The following is a 15,678-nucleotide window of genomic DNA, read 5'->3' on the forward strand; positions in this document are numbered from 1 at the left end:
TCTCGCCTCGCCTCGCGCGCCAGCGGTGCCTGGTCCTGGCGATGCGCGCCATCGCTTCGAATCCTCAAGCCGCGCGCGCCAACTCCTTGCCGCTGCCCAGATTGGCCGCTTCCGCGTGCGGGGTCGGTGCGGGTGCTGCGTCCGCCGCGCCGCCCGTCACGCGTGCCAGCAGGGCGGCTGGGTCCAGCAGTTGGATCAGCAGGTTGCCCCCGTTGGCGCGGATGAAGTGGCTCATCAGCTTCTGCTCCGCCCCAAAGGGCGAGGGCATGAGCTGCTCATCGGCGAACTCGGGCACGGCGTGCAGGCCGTCGACCAGAATGCCCGCCGTGTGCATGCCGTTGCGCACGATGATGATTTGGCTGTTGTCGTCCAGCGTGCCCGGGCGCTGGTGCAGCAGCCACGACAAGTCGAACACCCAGACGAAGTGGCCGATGCGGTCATTGCCTTGCGGCGCCAGCATGCCGATGCGGCCCTGGTACTTCGGTCCGGTGGCGCCACGGGTGGACGCACCCGAACCCGCACCCGCGCCCGAACTTGCGCCGGGGCCGCCGCTGCCCATGCGGGCCGACAGCGCGCTGGCGGGCAGAGCCTCCACCACATGCACGGCGGGCAGCGCGAGCAGGTCACCGCCGCAGTGGAAGGTGGCGTAGGTCTTGCGCTGGCGGCCATCGCCACCAAAGCCGCTGCCTTCGATGGCCTGGTCCGCGCGCTGCGCGTGGGCATGGCGTTGCACCGCCCCCAAGGGCTGGAACACCACGGAGAGCACGTCTTCCGAGTAACCATCGCTCACCTTGAACTCGCGGTAGCCCTGGCCCGCGGCGCAGCCCATGACGGCGTAGTGGCCGTCGTGTTCGACGATGCGCGAGACGCTCTTGCCCTTGGGCAACTCGCGCAGCAAGGTGAGCAGGGTGGCGTCTTCGAGGCGCTGGCCCACGGGGTGCGCGGGGTCGGTGCTGGCGATGATGCGGCCCGCGCGGTTCGTGAAGTAACCGGTGCCCTGGCGCTGGGCCAGGCCGCTGCGCAGCATCGCTTCGAATTCGGTGGCGGCGTCGAAGACGATGCCGATGCCGCCGACCACTTCCCCCGCCACCTCCACCCCGTTGGGCCCGGTTTGCGCGGGCGCGCGCACGGCCGCGTGGTAGATGTAAGTGGGCTTGCCGCCATAAAACGGCGTGGGCTCGAAAGCGCTGACGTGGTAGGCCTGATCATCGGCCAAAGCGCGCACGCGCGCCAGCGTGGCCGCGTCCACGGACTCGTCGCCCGCGTGGCCGTGGTCGTTGGCGCGGCGTGAGCGCGCGATCACTTTGCCCTGGCGGTCGTACACAAAGAGTTGGGTGTAGACCGTGTACAGACCGTGGATGTAAGCCAGGATGTCTTGCAGCTTGCGCGCTTCGTCCTGCGCGATCACGGGCTTGGCCAGGGCCGCGCGCAGCTCGGGTGTCAGCGCCCACCAGCGGCAATCGTCCGCGCGTTCGTAGAGGTTGCGGTCCAGCAGGTCCACCAACAGTTGGGACAGAAACTCACTGTCTTGCTGCTTGGTTTCCAGCACGGTTTCGTACAGGTCGCGGATGGACTGCGAGAACAGCGCGTTGCTGCGCGAGCCGGTTTCGCTGATCTGGTCCAGGATGGTCTTGAGCTTTTCCTTTTGCTCGCCGCCATTGGCGTCGGAGCGTCGGCGCTTGGGGCTGCCGTCGTCCACGAAGATGTCCTGCTGGTCGGCGGTGATGACCTGGCCGTTCCAGACCACGCGGCGGATGGTTTCGGTGGCGGTGATGATTTCGTGCAGCGGCGGGCTGAAGTTGCGCGCGTGCTGCAGCAGGCCTGTCGCTTGCGCCGGGGCCAGCGACGACAAGGTGCTGCGCGTGCCACCCGAAAAAGCCAGGTCCACCGGGATCATCAACTGGCCGCGCCAGCCCTGCGGGCCCATGTAGCCCTGGTAACCCTCGGCGTGGAAGGTGCGGATCAGGTACTCGCGGCCTTGATGGATTTGCAGATGCGGCGTGCCATCGAGGTTGACGGGCACCGTGGTGCCGAGGGCGATCCAGTGCTCGTCCGCGCTGGCGATCACGCGGGCCTCGCCGTCGAGCAGCAGCATGTTGGAGCGGCCTTCCGGGTCGCGGTGCGAGCGGAAGATGCGACGCATCTCGTTCTCGAAATCAAAGCACAGGCAGAGCAGGCCGACCACCGCACCCGTGTCGGGGTGGTGCATGCGGCGCGAGTAGATCAGCGCCTGCGTCTTGCCGGGGCGAAGGTCACTGGCGCGGAAGGTCTCGACGAAGTTGTCGCTGTCCAGCGTTTGTCGGATCAGGGCGTCGGCGCTGCCTTCTACGGGGGAGTCCGGGTCCAGCTGCACCAGCACGTTGCCCTGGAGGTCGAGCAGCATGATCTCGTCATAGACCGTGTACTTGCTGCGGTAGGCGAACAGGCGCGCGCGGATGGCGTCGATGTCGTCCTCGTCCGGGCCTTGCGTGGCCTGTTGGGCTGCGGCGACGAAGGCGCACAGCTCGCGGTCGGTCGCGAGAAAGCCCACGTCGGCGGTGCGCTCGTAGAGGTTGCGCACCATGATGTCGATCACGTAATGCGCCTTGGCGCCGATGGCGGCCAGCACATTGGCCACTTTTTCCCCGGCCAGGCTGTCCACCAGTTCCTGTTCGAGCCGACCGAAGCCCGCGCGCGTGGCGGCCATGATGGGCAGGATGGTCTGCGCCTCGCGCGGGCAGTTCATCTTGGCGGAGGATTCGATCATGCGCCACATCTGGTTGAGTTCGCGCAGCGATTGCTCGCAGCGCGCGACGTCACGCATATAGGGCAGATAGATGTCGGTTTGCAGCTTTGTCTTCTTGTTGTCCATTGTGTTGTCTTCACTGGTTCGTTCCCTCCCTGTGGCGGGTAACGCTTCGAGTTGTCGAGTCTGCGCGTGAGTGGGGTGCTCACGCCGAGCACCACGCAAGAGCTGTGCCGGTTACATATTTGCGCGATTCCTTGCGGCGATTGGACGGCGCCCGTGACCTCCCGCGGGCCTGCGCCACAATCCCGTTCATGCCAAGCGCAAAGGGAAAAGTCAGCGAGCATAAGGCAGCTCAGGCCCAGTCCGACAAGCCGATGAGCGCGCCGCAAAAGGCGATGCGCCGCCTCGGCCTGGACAACGACATGGACTTGGCCTTGCACCTGCCCTTGCGCTACGAGGACGAGACGCGACTGACGCCGATCGCCGAGCTGCGCGACGGCGACCTGGCCCAGGCCGAGGGCGTGGTGCGCGAGAGCCGGGTGGAGGTGCGTGCGCGCCGCCAGTTGATCGCGCGCATCGAAGACGACACTGGCCACACGCTGCTGCTGCGCTTCTTGAACTTTTACCCTTCACAGCAAAAACTGTTGAGCGTGGGCCAGCGCGTGCGGGTGCGAGGGGAAGTGCGCGGGGGCTTTCTGGGCCGCGAGATGGTGCACCCCGAATGCAAGGCCGTGCAGGCGGGCGCGCCCCTGGCCCAGGCCCTGACGCCGGTCTACCCGACGACGGCGGGCTTGCCGCAGGCGTACCTGCGCAAGGCCGTGGGCCGGGCGCTGGACAAGCTGGTGCTGGACGAGACCCTGCCCCCGCAGGCGCTGCAACTCTGGCCGGGCGGGCCAGGCGTGCTGGCCGACTGGCCGCTGCATGCCGCGCTCGACTACTTGCACCATCCTCAGCCGGAGGTCTCGCTGGCGGCCTTGCAAGACCGCAGCCATCCGGCCTGGTTGCGCCTCAAGGCCGAGGAGTTGTTGGCCCAGCAGCTGTCGCAGTTGCAGGCTCGCCAGGCCCAGGCGCTGCGACGCGCGCCGGTGCTGAAGGCGCGGCAAGTGAACCCGCTCGACCCTGCGTTGACCGCGAAGGGGTCACCCAAGGAGGACGCTGGCGTCGCGGCATCCGAAGGAGGTGCCGATGGTTTGCATGAGCAGCTGCTGGCCGTGCTGCCCTTCGCGCTCACCGGGGCCCAGCGCCGCGTGAGCGAGGAAATCGCGCGCGACCTGGCCCGCCCCTCGCCCATGCACCGCCTGCTGCAAGGTGACGTGGGCAGTGGCAAGACCGTGGTGGCGGCGCTGGCTGCGGCGGTGTGCATCGATGCCGGGTACCAATGCGTGCTGATGGCGCCCACCGAGATCCTGGCCAGCCAGCACGTCAAGAAACTGGTGGACTGGCTGGCGCCCCTGGGCGTGCGCGTGGCCTGGCTCGCGGGCGGGCAAAAGACGAAGGAACGGCGCGAAACACTGGAAGCGATTGAGCGCCCGCCCGAGGCGGGCGGGGCCCAGCTCATCGTCGGCACGCACGCCGTGATCCAGGAGAAAGTGCGCTTCCATCGGCTGGGCCTGGCCATCGTGGACGAACAGCACCGCTTCGGCGTGGCGCAAAGACTGGCGTTGCGCGAGAAGGTGATGGCCGATGGCGACCCGCGCAGCGGCGGAGCGGGGGGGCCCTTTGAACCCCACATGCTGATGATGAGCGCCACGCCCATTCCGCGTACCTTGGCCATGAGCTACTACGCCGACTTGGATGTGTCCACGCTGGACGAGCTGCCGCCGGGGCGCAGCCCCATCGTGACCCGCGTGATTTCTGAGCAGCGCCGCCCCGAGCTGATCGCGCGCATTCGGGCCCAACTGGCCGAGGGTCGGCAGGTCTACTGGGTTTGCCCCTTGATTGAGGAAAGCGAGGCGGTGGACCTGACCAACGCCACGGCGACGCACGCCGAGTTGACTGCCGCGTTGAACGACGGCAACCCTGCTGCGGCGCAGCGCGGGCCAACGTCCCCCCAGGGCACGTCCCCCGTCGTGGGACAGCCTGGCGGCGCTGGCGGCGTCCAGGTCGGCCTGCTGCACTCCCGCTTGCCCGCCGCTGAGAAGCAGGCCGTGATGGCCGAATTCGTGGCGGGTCGCATGGGCTTGCTGGTCAGCACCACGGTGATCGAAGTCGGGGTGGACGTGCCCAACGCCACGCTGATGGTGATCGAGCACGCGGAGCGCTTTGGCTTGTCGCAGCTGCACCAGCTGCGCGGGCGCGTGGGTCGGGGCGCTCAGGCCTCAGCCTGCGTGCTGCTGTACTCAACGGGCGACGCGCCGCGCCTGGGCCAGACCGCGCGCGAGCGCCTCAAGGCCATGGCCGAGACGAATGACGGTTTCGAGATCGCGCGGCGTGACCTGGAGATCCGCGGCCCCGGCGAATTCCTGGGGGCGCGCCAGTCCGGCGCGGCCTTGCTGCGTTTCGCCGACCTCGCCACCGACGGCGAGGTGCTGGAGTGGGCGCGGCAGACCGCCGCGCTGATGCTCGCCCAGCATCCCGCCTTGGCCGAGCGCCACGTGTCCCGCTGGCTGGGCGGGCGGGTGGATTACCTCAAGGCCTGAATCAAGGCCGCAGCCGCGCGGGTGCAGGGCGTGGGTGGCCCGGCTGTCACCCCGCGCACCGGGGGCAAAAAGATACCTGAGCGCCGCGAGCTGATTTAGACTTGCCCAGCGCCGCCGTGCCGGTCCGTCGCCCGGTGCGGCGGCCACCGTTCGATCGCCTTTGCCCTCATGAGCGCCGACCCCTTCCATCCCCTCGCCGCAGGTGACACCGCACTGTTCTACCGTGCCGCCATCGGCGTGCGCGGCCAGGGTTACCACTTGCCGCGCTTTCTGCGCTTCGACGAAGCCGGGCAGACCGGGCTGAGCTGGAACTGGGCGGCCAGCCTGTTCACCTTCAACTGGCTGATCTACCGCAAGATGTGGAACTGGGCGCTGGCCTATGTGGGCGTGCTCGCCGCCGCCGGGCTGCTGGTGTTCGGCGTGGGCAAGCTGGTGTTCGATTACTCCAGCGCGCTGGCCTGGATGCTGGGTCTGTGGTTCCTCTCGGCGGCTTACATCGTGCCCGGACTCTATGCCAACGTCTGGCTCTACGGGCACTACAACGACAAGATTTCCGAGGTGCTGCGCAAAAGTTCGGGCGTGGTCGACACCGTGGGGCGGCTCACGGCGGTCGCGCCCGGTCCCCGTCGTTTCGCGTGGCAAGTGGTGGCCAATCTGCTGGTCGTCGGGGCCGTGCTGGCGCCCGTGGCGGCCACGCAGGACTGGCATCGCTTGGGCGGGCAGGCCTGGGCCAAGCTGGCCTCGGCGATGAGCCGCAACCCGGCACCCGCAGACGGCGGCACGCTCTTGCCCCTCACGCCATCCGCACCCACGGCGTCGGGGGCGCAAAGTGCCTCGGGCCGCGTGACAGGCTTGGCGCCCACGACGCCCGCCACCGCAGCCCTGACTCCGCTGACTCCGCCCGCGGGTCCGGCTTCCGTGCCGCCCGTGCCTGCGAACGCTTCAGCCGTTCCTGCGGTGTCGGCTCGCTCGACCCCACCCGCCGACGATGCCGCCACCCGGCCCGTCGTGGCCTTTGAGCCCGCTTTCGATGCCACGACACGCTCCGGTCGGCCGGGTGCCGACCTCGTTCCCGTGACGTCCTTTGCCGCCAATCCCGTGGCGCCCGCACCGCTGAACGCGCCGCTGCCGGCGCCCTTCACCAACCCCGCTGCAGGCGCCGCCCCCAGCACTGGCCCGGGCAACGGTGCTGCATCGGCTGCTTCGGATCTGGTGCCCTTGCAGTCCGTGACGCTGCCGTCCTCGCGGCCCCCGTCACCCCCGACAACGGCGCCGCGTGGGCGCCCGTTGGCTCAGGCGGACACGTCGGCTGCACCCGCTGGCGTGCGCCCCGGCAACGTGGCCAGTGGCGCGGTCACGCAAGCGGCCCCGACGACAGCGCCGGCGGTGGCCGCGCCTGCGCCTGCGCGCGTTCCGTCGCCCGTCACGCCTTCCATGCCTCGACGGGCCACGCCGGTGGAATCCACCGAAGGCGAGAAGCCGCAACCCTCGGCCCGATTGCGCGCCGCCTCGCAGGCGGCGCAGGCCAAGCGTGCTGCGCAGTCTCAGGAGGGTGTCTTGAGCGCCAGCGCGTCGCCTGCAGCGGCGACCTCCTCACGCACCTCAACCGCTCGCCCCGGGGCCGCCTCCAGCTGGGTCGTTCAGGCGGGGGTGTTCCGCCAGCCCGACAACGCCGACCGCGTGCTCACGCAGCTGAGGTCCATGGGCATCGAGGCGGGGCTGGAGAATGTGCAGAACAACCGGGGGGAGACCCTGCTGCGGGTCGTGGCAGGGCCTTACACCCAGCAAGCGCAGGCGCAGCAGACCGCGCAACGCATCCAGGCGCGCAAGCTGCCCGCGGCGGTGATGCGTGAAGCACGTTGATGGAATCGCAAGGATGGAACCGCAAGGAAAAGAGGTCGTGATGGGTACTTGTTCGCGCATGAGTTCAACCCTGAGAGTGAGCGCCCTCGGCGGCTTGCTGTTCTGGGCCATGGGCCTGGCCACCGCGCAGTCGCTGCCGGCCCGCAACGTGCTGCTGGAACTGCGCCAAATCGACGCGGCCGCAGCAGGCTACAGCGTGGGCACCCAGCCCACCGTGCCCTTGCAGCCGGCCCAACAGGTGCAGGTGCGCAATGGGGACGTGACCCGCGTGGGGCAGACCACGGCCCAGCCGCAGACTTGGATCAAGGAAGTGCAGGACGCAGGCCAGAACGACGGCGCTGGCGTGAAGCAGGAGCTGATCTGGTTCCAAAGCGGCCAAACCCTGCAAATGCGGCCCGTCTGGTCGGGTGGCCGCCAAGCCGAGGTCGAAGTGCAATGGCTGGGCGAGAACGTCAGCCAGCAGCCCGGCAAAGAACTGCCCGCGCAGCAGTCGGGCCAGCTGCGCACCACCGTGCTCGCGCCGCTGGGTCAGTGGGTCACCCTGGCCAAGAGCGGCACCGAGCCCGAGCGCGGCTCCTACCGCAGCGACACCGCCGGCCAGCCGGCGCGCCTTTTGCAACTGCGCGTGACCGTGCTGCCCTGAACCGACGCGGCGGTTTGCACCCGGCGCGCGACGCCTGGTGCGGCCATCGTCATGCCCAATTCAGGCCCTCTTGATAGTATCGGTCTATTGGATGGATGGAATGGCTAGATCATGACCCTGACCGAACTCAAATACATCGTGGCGGTGGCCCGGGAAAAGCACTTCGGTCGCGCGGCCGAGGCCTGCTTCGTGTCGCAACCCACCTTGTCGGTCGCGGTCAAGAAGATCGAGGAGGAGTTGGACGTCAAGCTCTTCGAGCGCAGCGCCAACGAAGTCACGGTCACGCCCCTGGGCGAGGACATCGTGCGCCAGGCGCAGTCCGTGCTGGAGCAGGCCGCCAACATCAAGGAAATCGCCAAGCGCGGCAAGGACCCGCTGGCCGGGCCCCTGCGCATGGGCGTGATCTACACCATCGGTCCTTACCTCTTGCCCGACCTGGTGCGGCAGAACATCCGCCTGTCGCCGCAGATGCCCTTGGTGCTGCAAGAGAACTTCACCGGCAAGTTGCTGGAGATGCTGCGTACCGGTGAAATCGACTGCGCGATCCTGGCCGAGCCCTTCCCCGACACCGGGCTGGCCGTTGCGCCGCTGTACGACGAGCCCTTTTTCGCGGCCGTGCCGGTGGGCCATCCGCTGGCTCAGCGCAAGCGCGTGACGACGCAGGAACTCAAGTCCGAAACCATGCTCTTGTTGGGCACGGGGCATTGCTTCCGTGACCACGTGCTCGAGGTCTGCCCGGAGTTCGCCCGGTTCTCCAGCAACACCGAAGGCATCCAGAAGAGCTTCGAGGGTTCCTCGCTGGAAACCATCAAGCACATGGTGGCCGCCGGCATGGGTGTGACCCTGGTGCCGCGCCTGTCGGTGCCCGAAGGCGCACTCGAAGACGGCCAGGCCAAGAGCCGCATCGGCGCTGACGAGAGCCTGATCCGCTACCTGCCTTTCGAAGGGGACGCGCCCCTGCGCCGCGTGGTGCTGGTCTGGCGGCGCAGTTTCACGCGCTACGCGGCGATTGCCGCTTTGCGCAATGCCATCTACGCCTGCGCGCTGCCCGGGGTCACGCGCCTGTCGGACCTGCGCCAGGTCGAGGCCCAGGCGGCTTGAATCACACCTTGAATCCGCCGCCTGGACCATCACCTGCATAGGCCGGCTTCACCGGACTCATTCTTCATCGACCATTAGGAGTTCAGACATGGCCAAGACCACGGCACCCGCCATCAACATCGGCATCAGCGAACAGGACCGCGCCGCCATCGCCGAGGGCTTGTCCCGGTTGCTGGCCGACACCTACACCCTGTACCTGACCACGCACAACTTCCACTGGAACGTGACGGGTCCCATGTTCAACACCCTGCACACCATGTTCATGACGCAGTACACCGAGCTGTGGAACGCGGTGGACCCGGTGGCCGAGCGCATCCGCTCGCTGGGGCACGCAGCGCCGGGTTCCTACGCGCAGTTCGGCAAGCTGGCCTCGGTGCCCGACGTTCCGGCCACGCCGCCCAAGGCCTTGGAGATGGTGCGCATCCTGGTCCAGGGCCATGAGGCGGTGGCGCGCACGGCGCGTGCCATCTTTCCCCTGGCCGAGAAGGCCAACGACGAGCCCACGGCCGATTTGCTGACCCAGCGCCTCACCGTGCATGAGCAGTCGGCCTGGATGCTGCGCTCCCTCTTGGAAGACTGATCAACCTACTGCGCGATCCCATCTCGCGCCTGTGCTTCTCGCCGTACGTACAGTACGGCTGCGATGCTCGACGCAAGCTGAGACCGCTCGCTACGGTTTCTCAGCCTTCCAATTCCTGACATGTCCTCAATCACCCCCCCATCCACCCAGCCCTCGCGCTGGTCGCTGTACCTCGATCTGATCCGCTGGAACCGTCCGGCGGGTTGGCTGTTGTTGCTCTGGCCTTCGCTGTCGGCGCTGTGGGCGGCGGCGGGGGGCTGGCCGGGCTGGCATTTGCTGACGGTGTTCGTGCTGGGCACCATCCTCATGCGCAGCGCGGGCTGTTGCGTGAACGACGTGGCCGACCGTGATTTCGACCGGCACGTCAAGCGCACCGCGCAACGCCCGGTGACGAGTGGCGCAGTGTCCGTGAAGGAAGCGCTGGCTCTGGGCGCGGCGCTGGCCTTGCTGGCCTTTGGCCTGGTGCTCACCACCAATGCCGTGACCATCGCCTGGTCCTTCGCGGCGCTGGCCGTGACCTTGATCTATCCCTACGCCAAGCGCTACGTGTCCATGCCGCAGGCCGTGCTCGGCGTGGCTTTCAGCTTTGGGATTCCGATGGCCTTCGCCGCCGTGTCAGGTGGCCACGGGTTCAGTTTGTCGGCCGTGCTGGGTGCGGTGCCACCGTTGGCCTGGGCCCTGCTGATCGGCAACCTCTTTTGGGTGCTGGCCTACGACACCGAGTACGCCATGGTCGATCGCGACGACGACCTGAAGATCGGCATGAAGACCTCGGCCATCACCCTGGGGCGTTTCGACGTGGTGGCGATCACGGCCTTCTACCTGCTGTACTTGCTGATTTGGACCGTGCTGCTGATCGACCGCCTGCACCCCTGGGTCTGGGGCGCGACGCTGCTGGTCGCCGTCGCGCAAGTCGTCTGGCACCACCGGCTGATTCGGGATCGCACGCGCGAGGGGTGCTTTCGTGCCTTCCGCCTCAACCACTGGCTGGGCTTCACCGTGTTCGCGGGGGTGGTGCTGGGTTTGATATGAGATTCCAGCAACTATGGCGTTGAGACCCGGCGTAGTGCCAGCACCTTAGTCAAAGAGCGATCTGGTCCCAAGTGGTATCGGACCAAGTAACCATCACTGACAGGCATCGGGCTATATGCCGGTATCAAGCCACCTGATTTTTCCACGTAGTCTGGTGGGACAAGGGAGAACGTAAAAAACTGAGGCAAGCCAGCGCTAGGCTTCGGTCCGAAGCATGCGAGATACATCCGCCCAGTGTTCTTGTTGACCAAATCACCAGCGCAATCGTTAGCCTGTATAGCCGTCAAGAGTGCTCCATCCGCCGCAAGAAACCTTAGTGTGGGTACTTCCTTCTCGATCAGTAATTCAACCGATGCCACTTTCAGTCGATCCAGGCGGCTGTCTGTGACGACGTACTGTCCGGAAAACTGAGGGAGAACTTCCGTGGCATCTCTGTTCCTTACAGGGCTGGAGATCTCGCTTTGCAGGTTTTGTCCATGGGCATAACCGGAAACAAGCGCCAAAGTGCAAGCCAGGGCAAGAAAACAGCTTGATTTCATGATGGGTGTGCAGAGGTGAGGAAGGTCTAGTAACCAATGTGCTGAAATGCTATCACCCGTGATTCAAAGGTTGGTTGTGAAGAAGTGACCTGTTCTGGACCGGCTTCAACCCTTTCCGAACTCTTCGCCCAATTCCCGGGCCCGTCGGGCGCAGGCCTGCATGGCTTTCGCGAACAATGGTTTCAGGCCCCCCGCTTCCAGCGTGCTGATGGCCTCGTGCGTGGTGCCGCCCTTGGAGGTGACGCGCTGGCGCAGCAGCTCGGCAGGTTCGTCGGATTGTCTCGCGAGCTCGCTCGCGCCGCGAGCGGTCTGCACGGCCAGGCGGTAGGCCTGCTCGCGGCTGAGGCCCAGCGCCTCGCCGGCGTCCGTCATGGCTTCGAGCACGTAGAAGAAGTAGGCAGGGCCGGAACCTGAGACGGCGGTCACGGCCTCCAGCAACTGCTCGCGTTCCACCCAGACGGCGTCACCTACCGCGGTGGCGATGCGTTCGATCTGCTGGCGCTCGGCGGCGTTGACCGTGGGGCGGGCGTACAGCCCGGTCATGCCCAGCCCGATCAGGGCCGGCGTGTTGGGCATGGCGCGTGCGATGCGTTCATTGCCCAACCACTGGGCGATGCTGTCGCTGGCGATACCCGCGGCCACGCTCAGGTGCAGGGCTTGGCCCACAGTGGGGGCAAGCGCCAGGGCCACTTCCTTGAAGATCTGCGGCTTCACGGCCCAGACCACCAGACCGGCGTTCCGCAGGAATTCGCCGGCCTGTTCATGCGCGCGCACCTGGTATTTGTCGACCAGCGCCTGACGTGCGGCGGGCAGCGGCTCGACCACGTCGATGGACGCAGCGGGCGTGCCTTGCTGCAGCAGGCCGCCGATGATGGCGCTGGCCATGTTGCCGCCGCCGATGAATGCGATGGCGGTGCGGGGGTCAATCATCCGGAGCTTCCTTCCTGGCGTGGCCTCGCGGGCCGAGGCCGGTTCAAAAAGAAGGATTGTCGCCGCAGCGGCGGGTCGTCTCAGTCCGCCGTTGCCTGGCGCACCGCGTGTTCCCACTGGTCCATGCGGGCGCGGGCTTGCGCGCGTCCGAGCGTGGGCAGGAAGGTGCGCTCAGCGCGCCAGAGCTGGCTGAGTTCGTCCGTGCTCGCGTACAGGCCCGTGCTCAGGCCCGCCAGGTAGGCGGCCCCGAGGGCGGTGGTCTCGATGACCTCTGGCCGCACCACGGGGATGCCCAACAGGTCCGCCTGGATCTGCATCAGCAGGTCGTTGGCGCAGGCGCCGCCGTCCACGCGCAATTCGCTGACCGCTCTGCCGCCCGCGGACACGGCGTCCCGGCTCATGGCTTCCAACAGGGCGGTGCTTTGGAATGCGATGCTCTCCAGCGCGGCGCGCGCGATGTGCGCCAAGGTCGTGCCCCGCGTCAGGCCGGTGATGAGGCCGCGCGCGTCCGCTTTCCAGTAGGGCGCGCCCAGGCCGGTGAATGCGGGGACCAGGATCACGCCGCCCGCATCGGGCACGCTCTCCGCCAGGCCCTGCACTTCGCCGCTGGCCTTGATGGCGTTCAGTCCGTCGCGCAGCCACTGCACCACCGCGCCGCCAACGAAGACGCTGCCCTCGATGGCGAATTCGGCCTGTGGGCTGGCCTGCGCCGCGCTGGTGGTCAACAAACCATTGTTGGACGCTTGGAAGGTGGTGCCGGTGTGCATGAGCATGAAGCAGCCCGTGCCGTAGGTGTTTTTCGCCATGCCCGCGCGGAAGCAAGCCTGGCCGAACAGGGCGCTTTGCTGATCGCCAGCGACGCCGCCGATGCGGATGGCATGCCCCAGCAGGTCGGCACTGACTTGGCCATAGTCGGCGCTGGACGGACGGACTTCGGGCATCAGCTGCGAAGGAATGTCGAGCAGGGCCAGCAGCTCCGGGTCCCAGCGGTTGGTGTGCACGTTGAACAGCATGGTGCGCGAGGCATTGCTCACGTCCGTCGCATGCATGGCGCCGCCCGTCAACTGCCACATCAGCCAGCTGTCCACGGTGCCAAAGGCCAGTTCACCGGCCAGGGCCTGCTGCCGCGCGCCGGGTACGTGGTCCAGGATCCACTGCAGCTTCATGCCCGAAAAATAAGCGTCGACCAGCAAACCCGTGCGCGCGTGGATCAGCGGCGCGTGGCCTTGCTCGCGCAGCCGGGCACAGGCCGGTTCCGCCCGGCGGTCCTGCCAGACGATGGCGTGGTGGATGGGCCGTCCGGTCTTGCGGTTCCACACCACCGTGGTCTCGCGTTGGTTGGTGATGCCGATGGCGTGCACCGCCGAGGCGCTGATGTTGGCTTTGCGCAGCACGTCGCGCGCGGTGGCGAGCTGGGTCTGCCAGATCTGCATGGGGTCGTGCTCGACCCAACCGGGTTGCGGATAAATCTGCGGCAATTCCTGCTGCGCGAGCGCGACGATTTGTCCCCGTTCGTTGAAGACAATGCTGCGGGAGCTGGAAGTGCCTTGGTCGAGTGCCAGCAGGTAGGTCATGGGTAGCTTGGGTCGTGACGAGGTGGATCAGGTGCAGATTTCCAGTTGGATATCCGCGTCGTTCAGCAGGGCTGGGAAAGGAGCTGGGGGTTCGGCATCAGTGAACAGCCGGTCGATCTGCGACAAGGTCGCGACCTGAACCATGGCGGGGCGGTTGAACTTGCTGGTGTCGGCGGCCAGCCAGACCTCGCGCGATTGCGCGATGATGGTCTGGGCCACCTTGACCTCCCGGTAATCGTAACCGCGCAGCGAGCCGTCGGCTTCGATGGCCGAAATCCCGATCAGCGCGATGTCCACCTTGAACTGGCGGATGAAATCCACGGCCGCCTCGCCCACGATGCCGCGGTCTCGGGGCCGCACCATGCCACCGGCCACGATGATTTCGCAGCTGGGGTTGCCGCACAGGATGTGGGCCACGTTGAGGTTGTTGGTGATCACGCGCAAACCCGTGTGCTGCAGCAGGGCCTGGGCGATGGCCTCGGTCGTGGTGCCGATGTTCAGGATGAGCGAGCAGTCATTGGGCACTTGCCGCGCGATGGCGCGCGCGATGCGCGCCTTGCCCTGCGCGTGCAGTTGCTGGCGTTGCTGGTGCGCGATGTTCTCGGTCGTGGAGCTGGGGACGCGGGCACCGCCATGGAAGCGCGCCAGCGTGCCGGTTTCCGCCAGGCGCTGGATGTCGCGCCGCACGGTTTGCAAGGTCACGCCCAGCTCCTCGGCAAGCTGTTCCACCGTGGCCGAACCGCGTGTGCGCACGAATTCGATCAGTCGCAGCTGACGGGGGGTGTGGTTCTCCATGCGGGTCGTTCAATTTTGAGCGGGCCACTATAAACGAGCGAAAAGGAATAGCTCCAGGGAAAACCTGTACAGAAAACGAAAGCAAAAGAATAACAATCGAAAAATTGCGAGCAGTTGCCGACCACCTTGCTTTGCATCGTGGCGCCGGCAGTGACCTCGTTCATGAAAGGGGGCGGGATGCGGCTGGTACTGGATGGCGTAGGCAAGAACGTGGGCGCCGAAACCTGGCTCAAGCCGATGAGCTTGGCGTTGCGCAGCGGGGCCGTGACGGTCTTGCTGGGGGCGACGCAGGCGGGCAAAACCAGCCTGATGCGGCTGATGGCGGGTCTGGATGCGCCGACCTCCGGCCGCGTGCTGGTCGACGACCAGGATGTGACGGGCGTGCCGGTGCGCAAGCGCGATGTGTCCATGGTGTACCAACAGTTCATCAACTACCCGTCGATGACCGTGGCACGCAACATCGCCTCGCCCATGCTTTTGCGCAAGCAGGCCGGCGTGGACGCCCGGGTGCGTGAACTCGCGGCCAAGCTGCACATCGAATCCTTCTTGGATCGCCTGCCCGCCGAGCTGTCCGGCGGCCAGCAACAGCGCGTGGCCCTGGCCCGCGCCTTGGCCAAACAGGCGCCGCTGATGCTGTTGGACGAACCCCTGGTCAATCTGGACTACAAGCTGCGCGAAGAGCTGCGCGAAGAACTGAGCCAGCTCTTCGCGTCCGAGGGCGCGACCGTGGTGTATGCCACCACCGAGCCCGCCGAGGCCCTGCTGCTGGGCGGCTACACGGCCGTGCTGGACAAGGGCGAACTGCTGCAATACGGGCCCACGGTGGACGTCTTTCACCGGCCGTCGTCCTTGCGGGTGGCTCGCGCATTCAGTGATCCGCCCATGAACTTGCTGACGGCAGACGTCACGGCCGAGGGCCTGCGCCTGCGCGGTGGTCCGGGTTTTGCGTTCCCCCTGCCTGCGGACCGACCGGTGGGCGCCGTCACGCTGGGCCTGCGGGCCAGCGCCTTGCGGGTGGCGCCGCGCGACGGCGATGTGTCCGTGCCGGGGCGGCTGGAGCTGGCGGAGATTTCGGGCTCAGACACCTATGTGCATGTGGCCACCCAGGTCGGCGAGCTGGTGATGCAGCTCACCGGCGTCCACTACTTTGAGCTGGGCGCGACGCTGACCGTGTGCTTCAGTCCCGCGCAGGCCTATCTGTTCGATGCGGCGGGCCAGTTGTGCGTCGCGCCGCGACGGGCCGGGGGGCATTGA

Annotated in this window: 11 protein-coding genes; 7 read left to right on the top strand and 4 right to left on the bottom strand. The window is 67.1% G+C overall.

Features of this window, described 5'->3' with window-relative positions:
- Positions 1-64: 64 nt before the first annotated feature.
- Entirely contained in the window at positions 65-2,851 is a 2,787-nt protein-coding gene (locus tag ACLBKS_RS10735) for a chemotaxis protein CheW (protein ID WP_410192807.1), read from the bottom strand.
- Positions 2,852-3,039: 188 nt separating this feature from the next.
- Between ACLBKS_RS10735 and recG the strand changes: the two genes are divergently transcribed.
- From recG to ubiA, 6 genes are all read left to right on the top strand, one after another.
- Entirely contained in the window at positions 3,040-5,367 is a 2,328-nt protein-coding gene (recG, locus tag ACLBKS_RS10740; protein ID WP_410192808.1) for an ATP-dependent DNA helicase RecG, read from the top strand.
- A 168-nt stretch (positions 5,368-5,535) separates the two neighbouring features.
- Positions 5,536-7,230, top strand: a complete 1,695-nt coding sequence (locus tag ACLBKS_RS10745; protein WP_410192809.1) for an SPOR domain-containing protein — start codon at positions 5,536-5,538, stop codon at positions 7,228-7,230.
- Between the two features lie 58 nt (positions 7,231-7,288).
- Positions 7,289-7,873, top strand: coding sequence for a hypothetical protein (locus ACLBKS_RS10750; RefSeq protein WP_410192810.1), 585 nt, complete (start codon positions 7,289-7,291; stop codon positions 7,871-7,873).
- Between the two features lie 111 nt (positions 7,874-7,984).
- Entirely contained in the window at positions 7,985-8,974 is a 990-nt protein-coding gene (locus ACLBKS_RS10755; protein WP_410192811.1) for a hydrogen peroxide-inducible genes activator, read from the top strand.
- An 88-nt stretch (positions 8,975-9,062) separates the two neighbouring features.
- Positions 9,063-9,554, top strand: coding sequence for a Dps family protein (locus ACLBKS_RS10760; RefSeq protein ID WP_006297893.1), 492 nt, complete (start codon positions 9,063-9,065; stop codon positions 9,552-9,554).
- A 120-nt stretch (positions 9,555-9,674) separates the two neighbouring features.
- Positions 9,675-10,586, top strand: coding sequence for a 4-hydroxybenzoate octaprenyltransferase (gene ubiA, locus ACLBKS_RS10765; RefSeq protein ID WP_410192812.1), 912 nt, complete (start codon positions 9,675-9,677; stop codon positions 10,584-10,586).
- Positions 10,587-11,230: 644 nt separating this feature from the next.
- Here the strand turns inward: ubiA and proC are convergent.
- The 3 genes from proC to ACLBKS_RS10780 form a co-directional block, all read right to left on the bottom strand.
- A complete protein-coding gene (proC, locus tag ACLBKS_RS10770) occupies positions 11,231-12,055 on the bottom strand; it encodes a pyrroline-5-carboxylate reductase (RefSeq protein ID WP_410192813.1) in 825 nt (274 codons plus the stop codon).
- Between the two features lie 80 nt (positions 12,056-12,135).
- Positions 12,136-13,629: a glycerol kinase GlpK gene (glpK, locus tag ACLBKS_RS10775; RefSeq protein WP_410192814.1), complete on the bottom strand. Its 1,494-nt coding sequence runs from the start codon at positions 13,627-13,629 to the stop codon at positions 12,136-12,138.
- Positions 13,630-13,656: 27 nt separating this feature from the next.
- Positions 13,657-14,424: a DeoR/GlpR family DNA-binding transcription regulator gene (locus ACLBKS_RS10780; RefSeq protein WP_410192815.1), complete on the bottom strand. Its 768-nt coding sequence runs from the start codon at positions 14,422-14,424 to the stop codon at positions 13,657-13,659.
- A 177-nt stretch (positions 14,425-14,601) separates the two neighbouring features.
- Between ACLBKS_RS10780 and ACLBKS_RS10785 the strand changes: the two genes are divergently transcribed.
- The gene (locus ACLBKS_RS10785) at positions 14,602-15,678 is read left to right on the top strand and encodes an ABC transporter ATP-binding protein (protein ID WP_410192816.1); all 1,077 of its coding nucleotides are present in this window, start codon (positions 14,602-14,604) and stop codon (positions 15,676-15,678) included.

The sequence above is a fragment of the Hylemonella sp. W303a genome, assembly GCF_046452315.1.
Taxonomy (GTDB): Bacteria; Pseudomonadota; Gammaproteobacteria; order Burkholderiales; family Burkholderiaceae_C; genus Hylemonella.

Excerpts from the sequence above, each read along its gene's own strand:
- ACLBKS_RS10735 (WP_410192807.1), bottom strand. The coding sequence starts at position 2,851 with ATGGACAACAAGAAGACAAAGCTGCAAACCGACATCTATCTGCCCTAT.
- recG (WP_410192808.1), top strand. The coding sequence starts at position 3,040 with ATGCCAAGCGCAAAGGGAAAAGTCAGCGAGCATAAGGCAGCTCAGGCC.
- ACLBKS_RS10745 (WP_410192809.1), top strand. The coding sequence starts at position 5,536 with ATGAGCGCCGACCCCTTCCATCCCCTCGCCGCAGGTGACACCGCACTG.
- ACLBKS_RS10750 (WP_410192810.1), top strand. The coding sequence starts at position 7,289 with ATGAGTTCAACCCTGAGAGTGAGCGCCCTCGGCGGCTTGCTGTTCTGG.
- ACLBKS_RS10755 (WP_410192811.1), top strand. The coding sequence starts at position 7,985 with ATGACCCTGACCGAACTCAAATACATCGTGGCGGTGGCCCGGGAAAAG.
- ACLBKS_RS10760 (WP_006297893.1), top strand. The coding sequence starts at position 9,063 with ATGGCCAAGACCACGGCACCCGCCATCAACATCGGCATCAGCGAACAG.
- ubiA (WP_410192812.1), top strand. The coding sequence starts at position 9,675 with ATGTCCTCAATCACCCCCCCATCCACCCAGCCCTCGCGCTGGTCGCTG.
- proC (WP_410192813.1), bottom strand. The coding sequence starts at position 12,055 with ATGATTGACCCCCGCACCGCCATCGCATTCATCGGCGGCGGCAACATG.
- glpK (WP_410192814.1), bottom strand. The coding sequence starts at position 13,629 with ATGACCTACCTGCTGGCACTCGACCAAGGCACTTCCAGCTCCCGCAGC.
- ACLBKS_RS10780 (WP_410192815.1), bottom strand. The coding sequence starts at position 14,424 with ATGGAGAACCACACCCCCCGTCAGCTGCGACTGATCGAATTCGTGCGC.
- ACLBKS_RS10785 (WP_410192816.1), top strand. The coding sequence starts at position 14,602 with ATGCGGCTGGTACTGGATGGCGTAGGCAAGAACGTGGGCGCCGAAACC.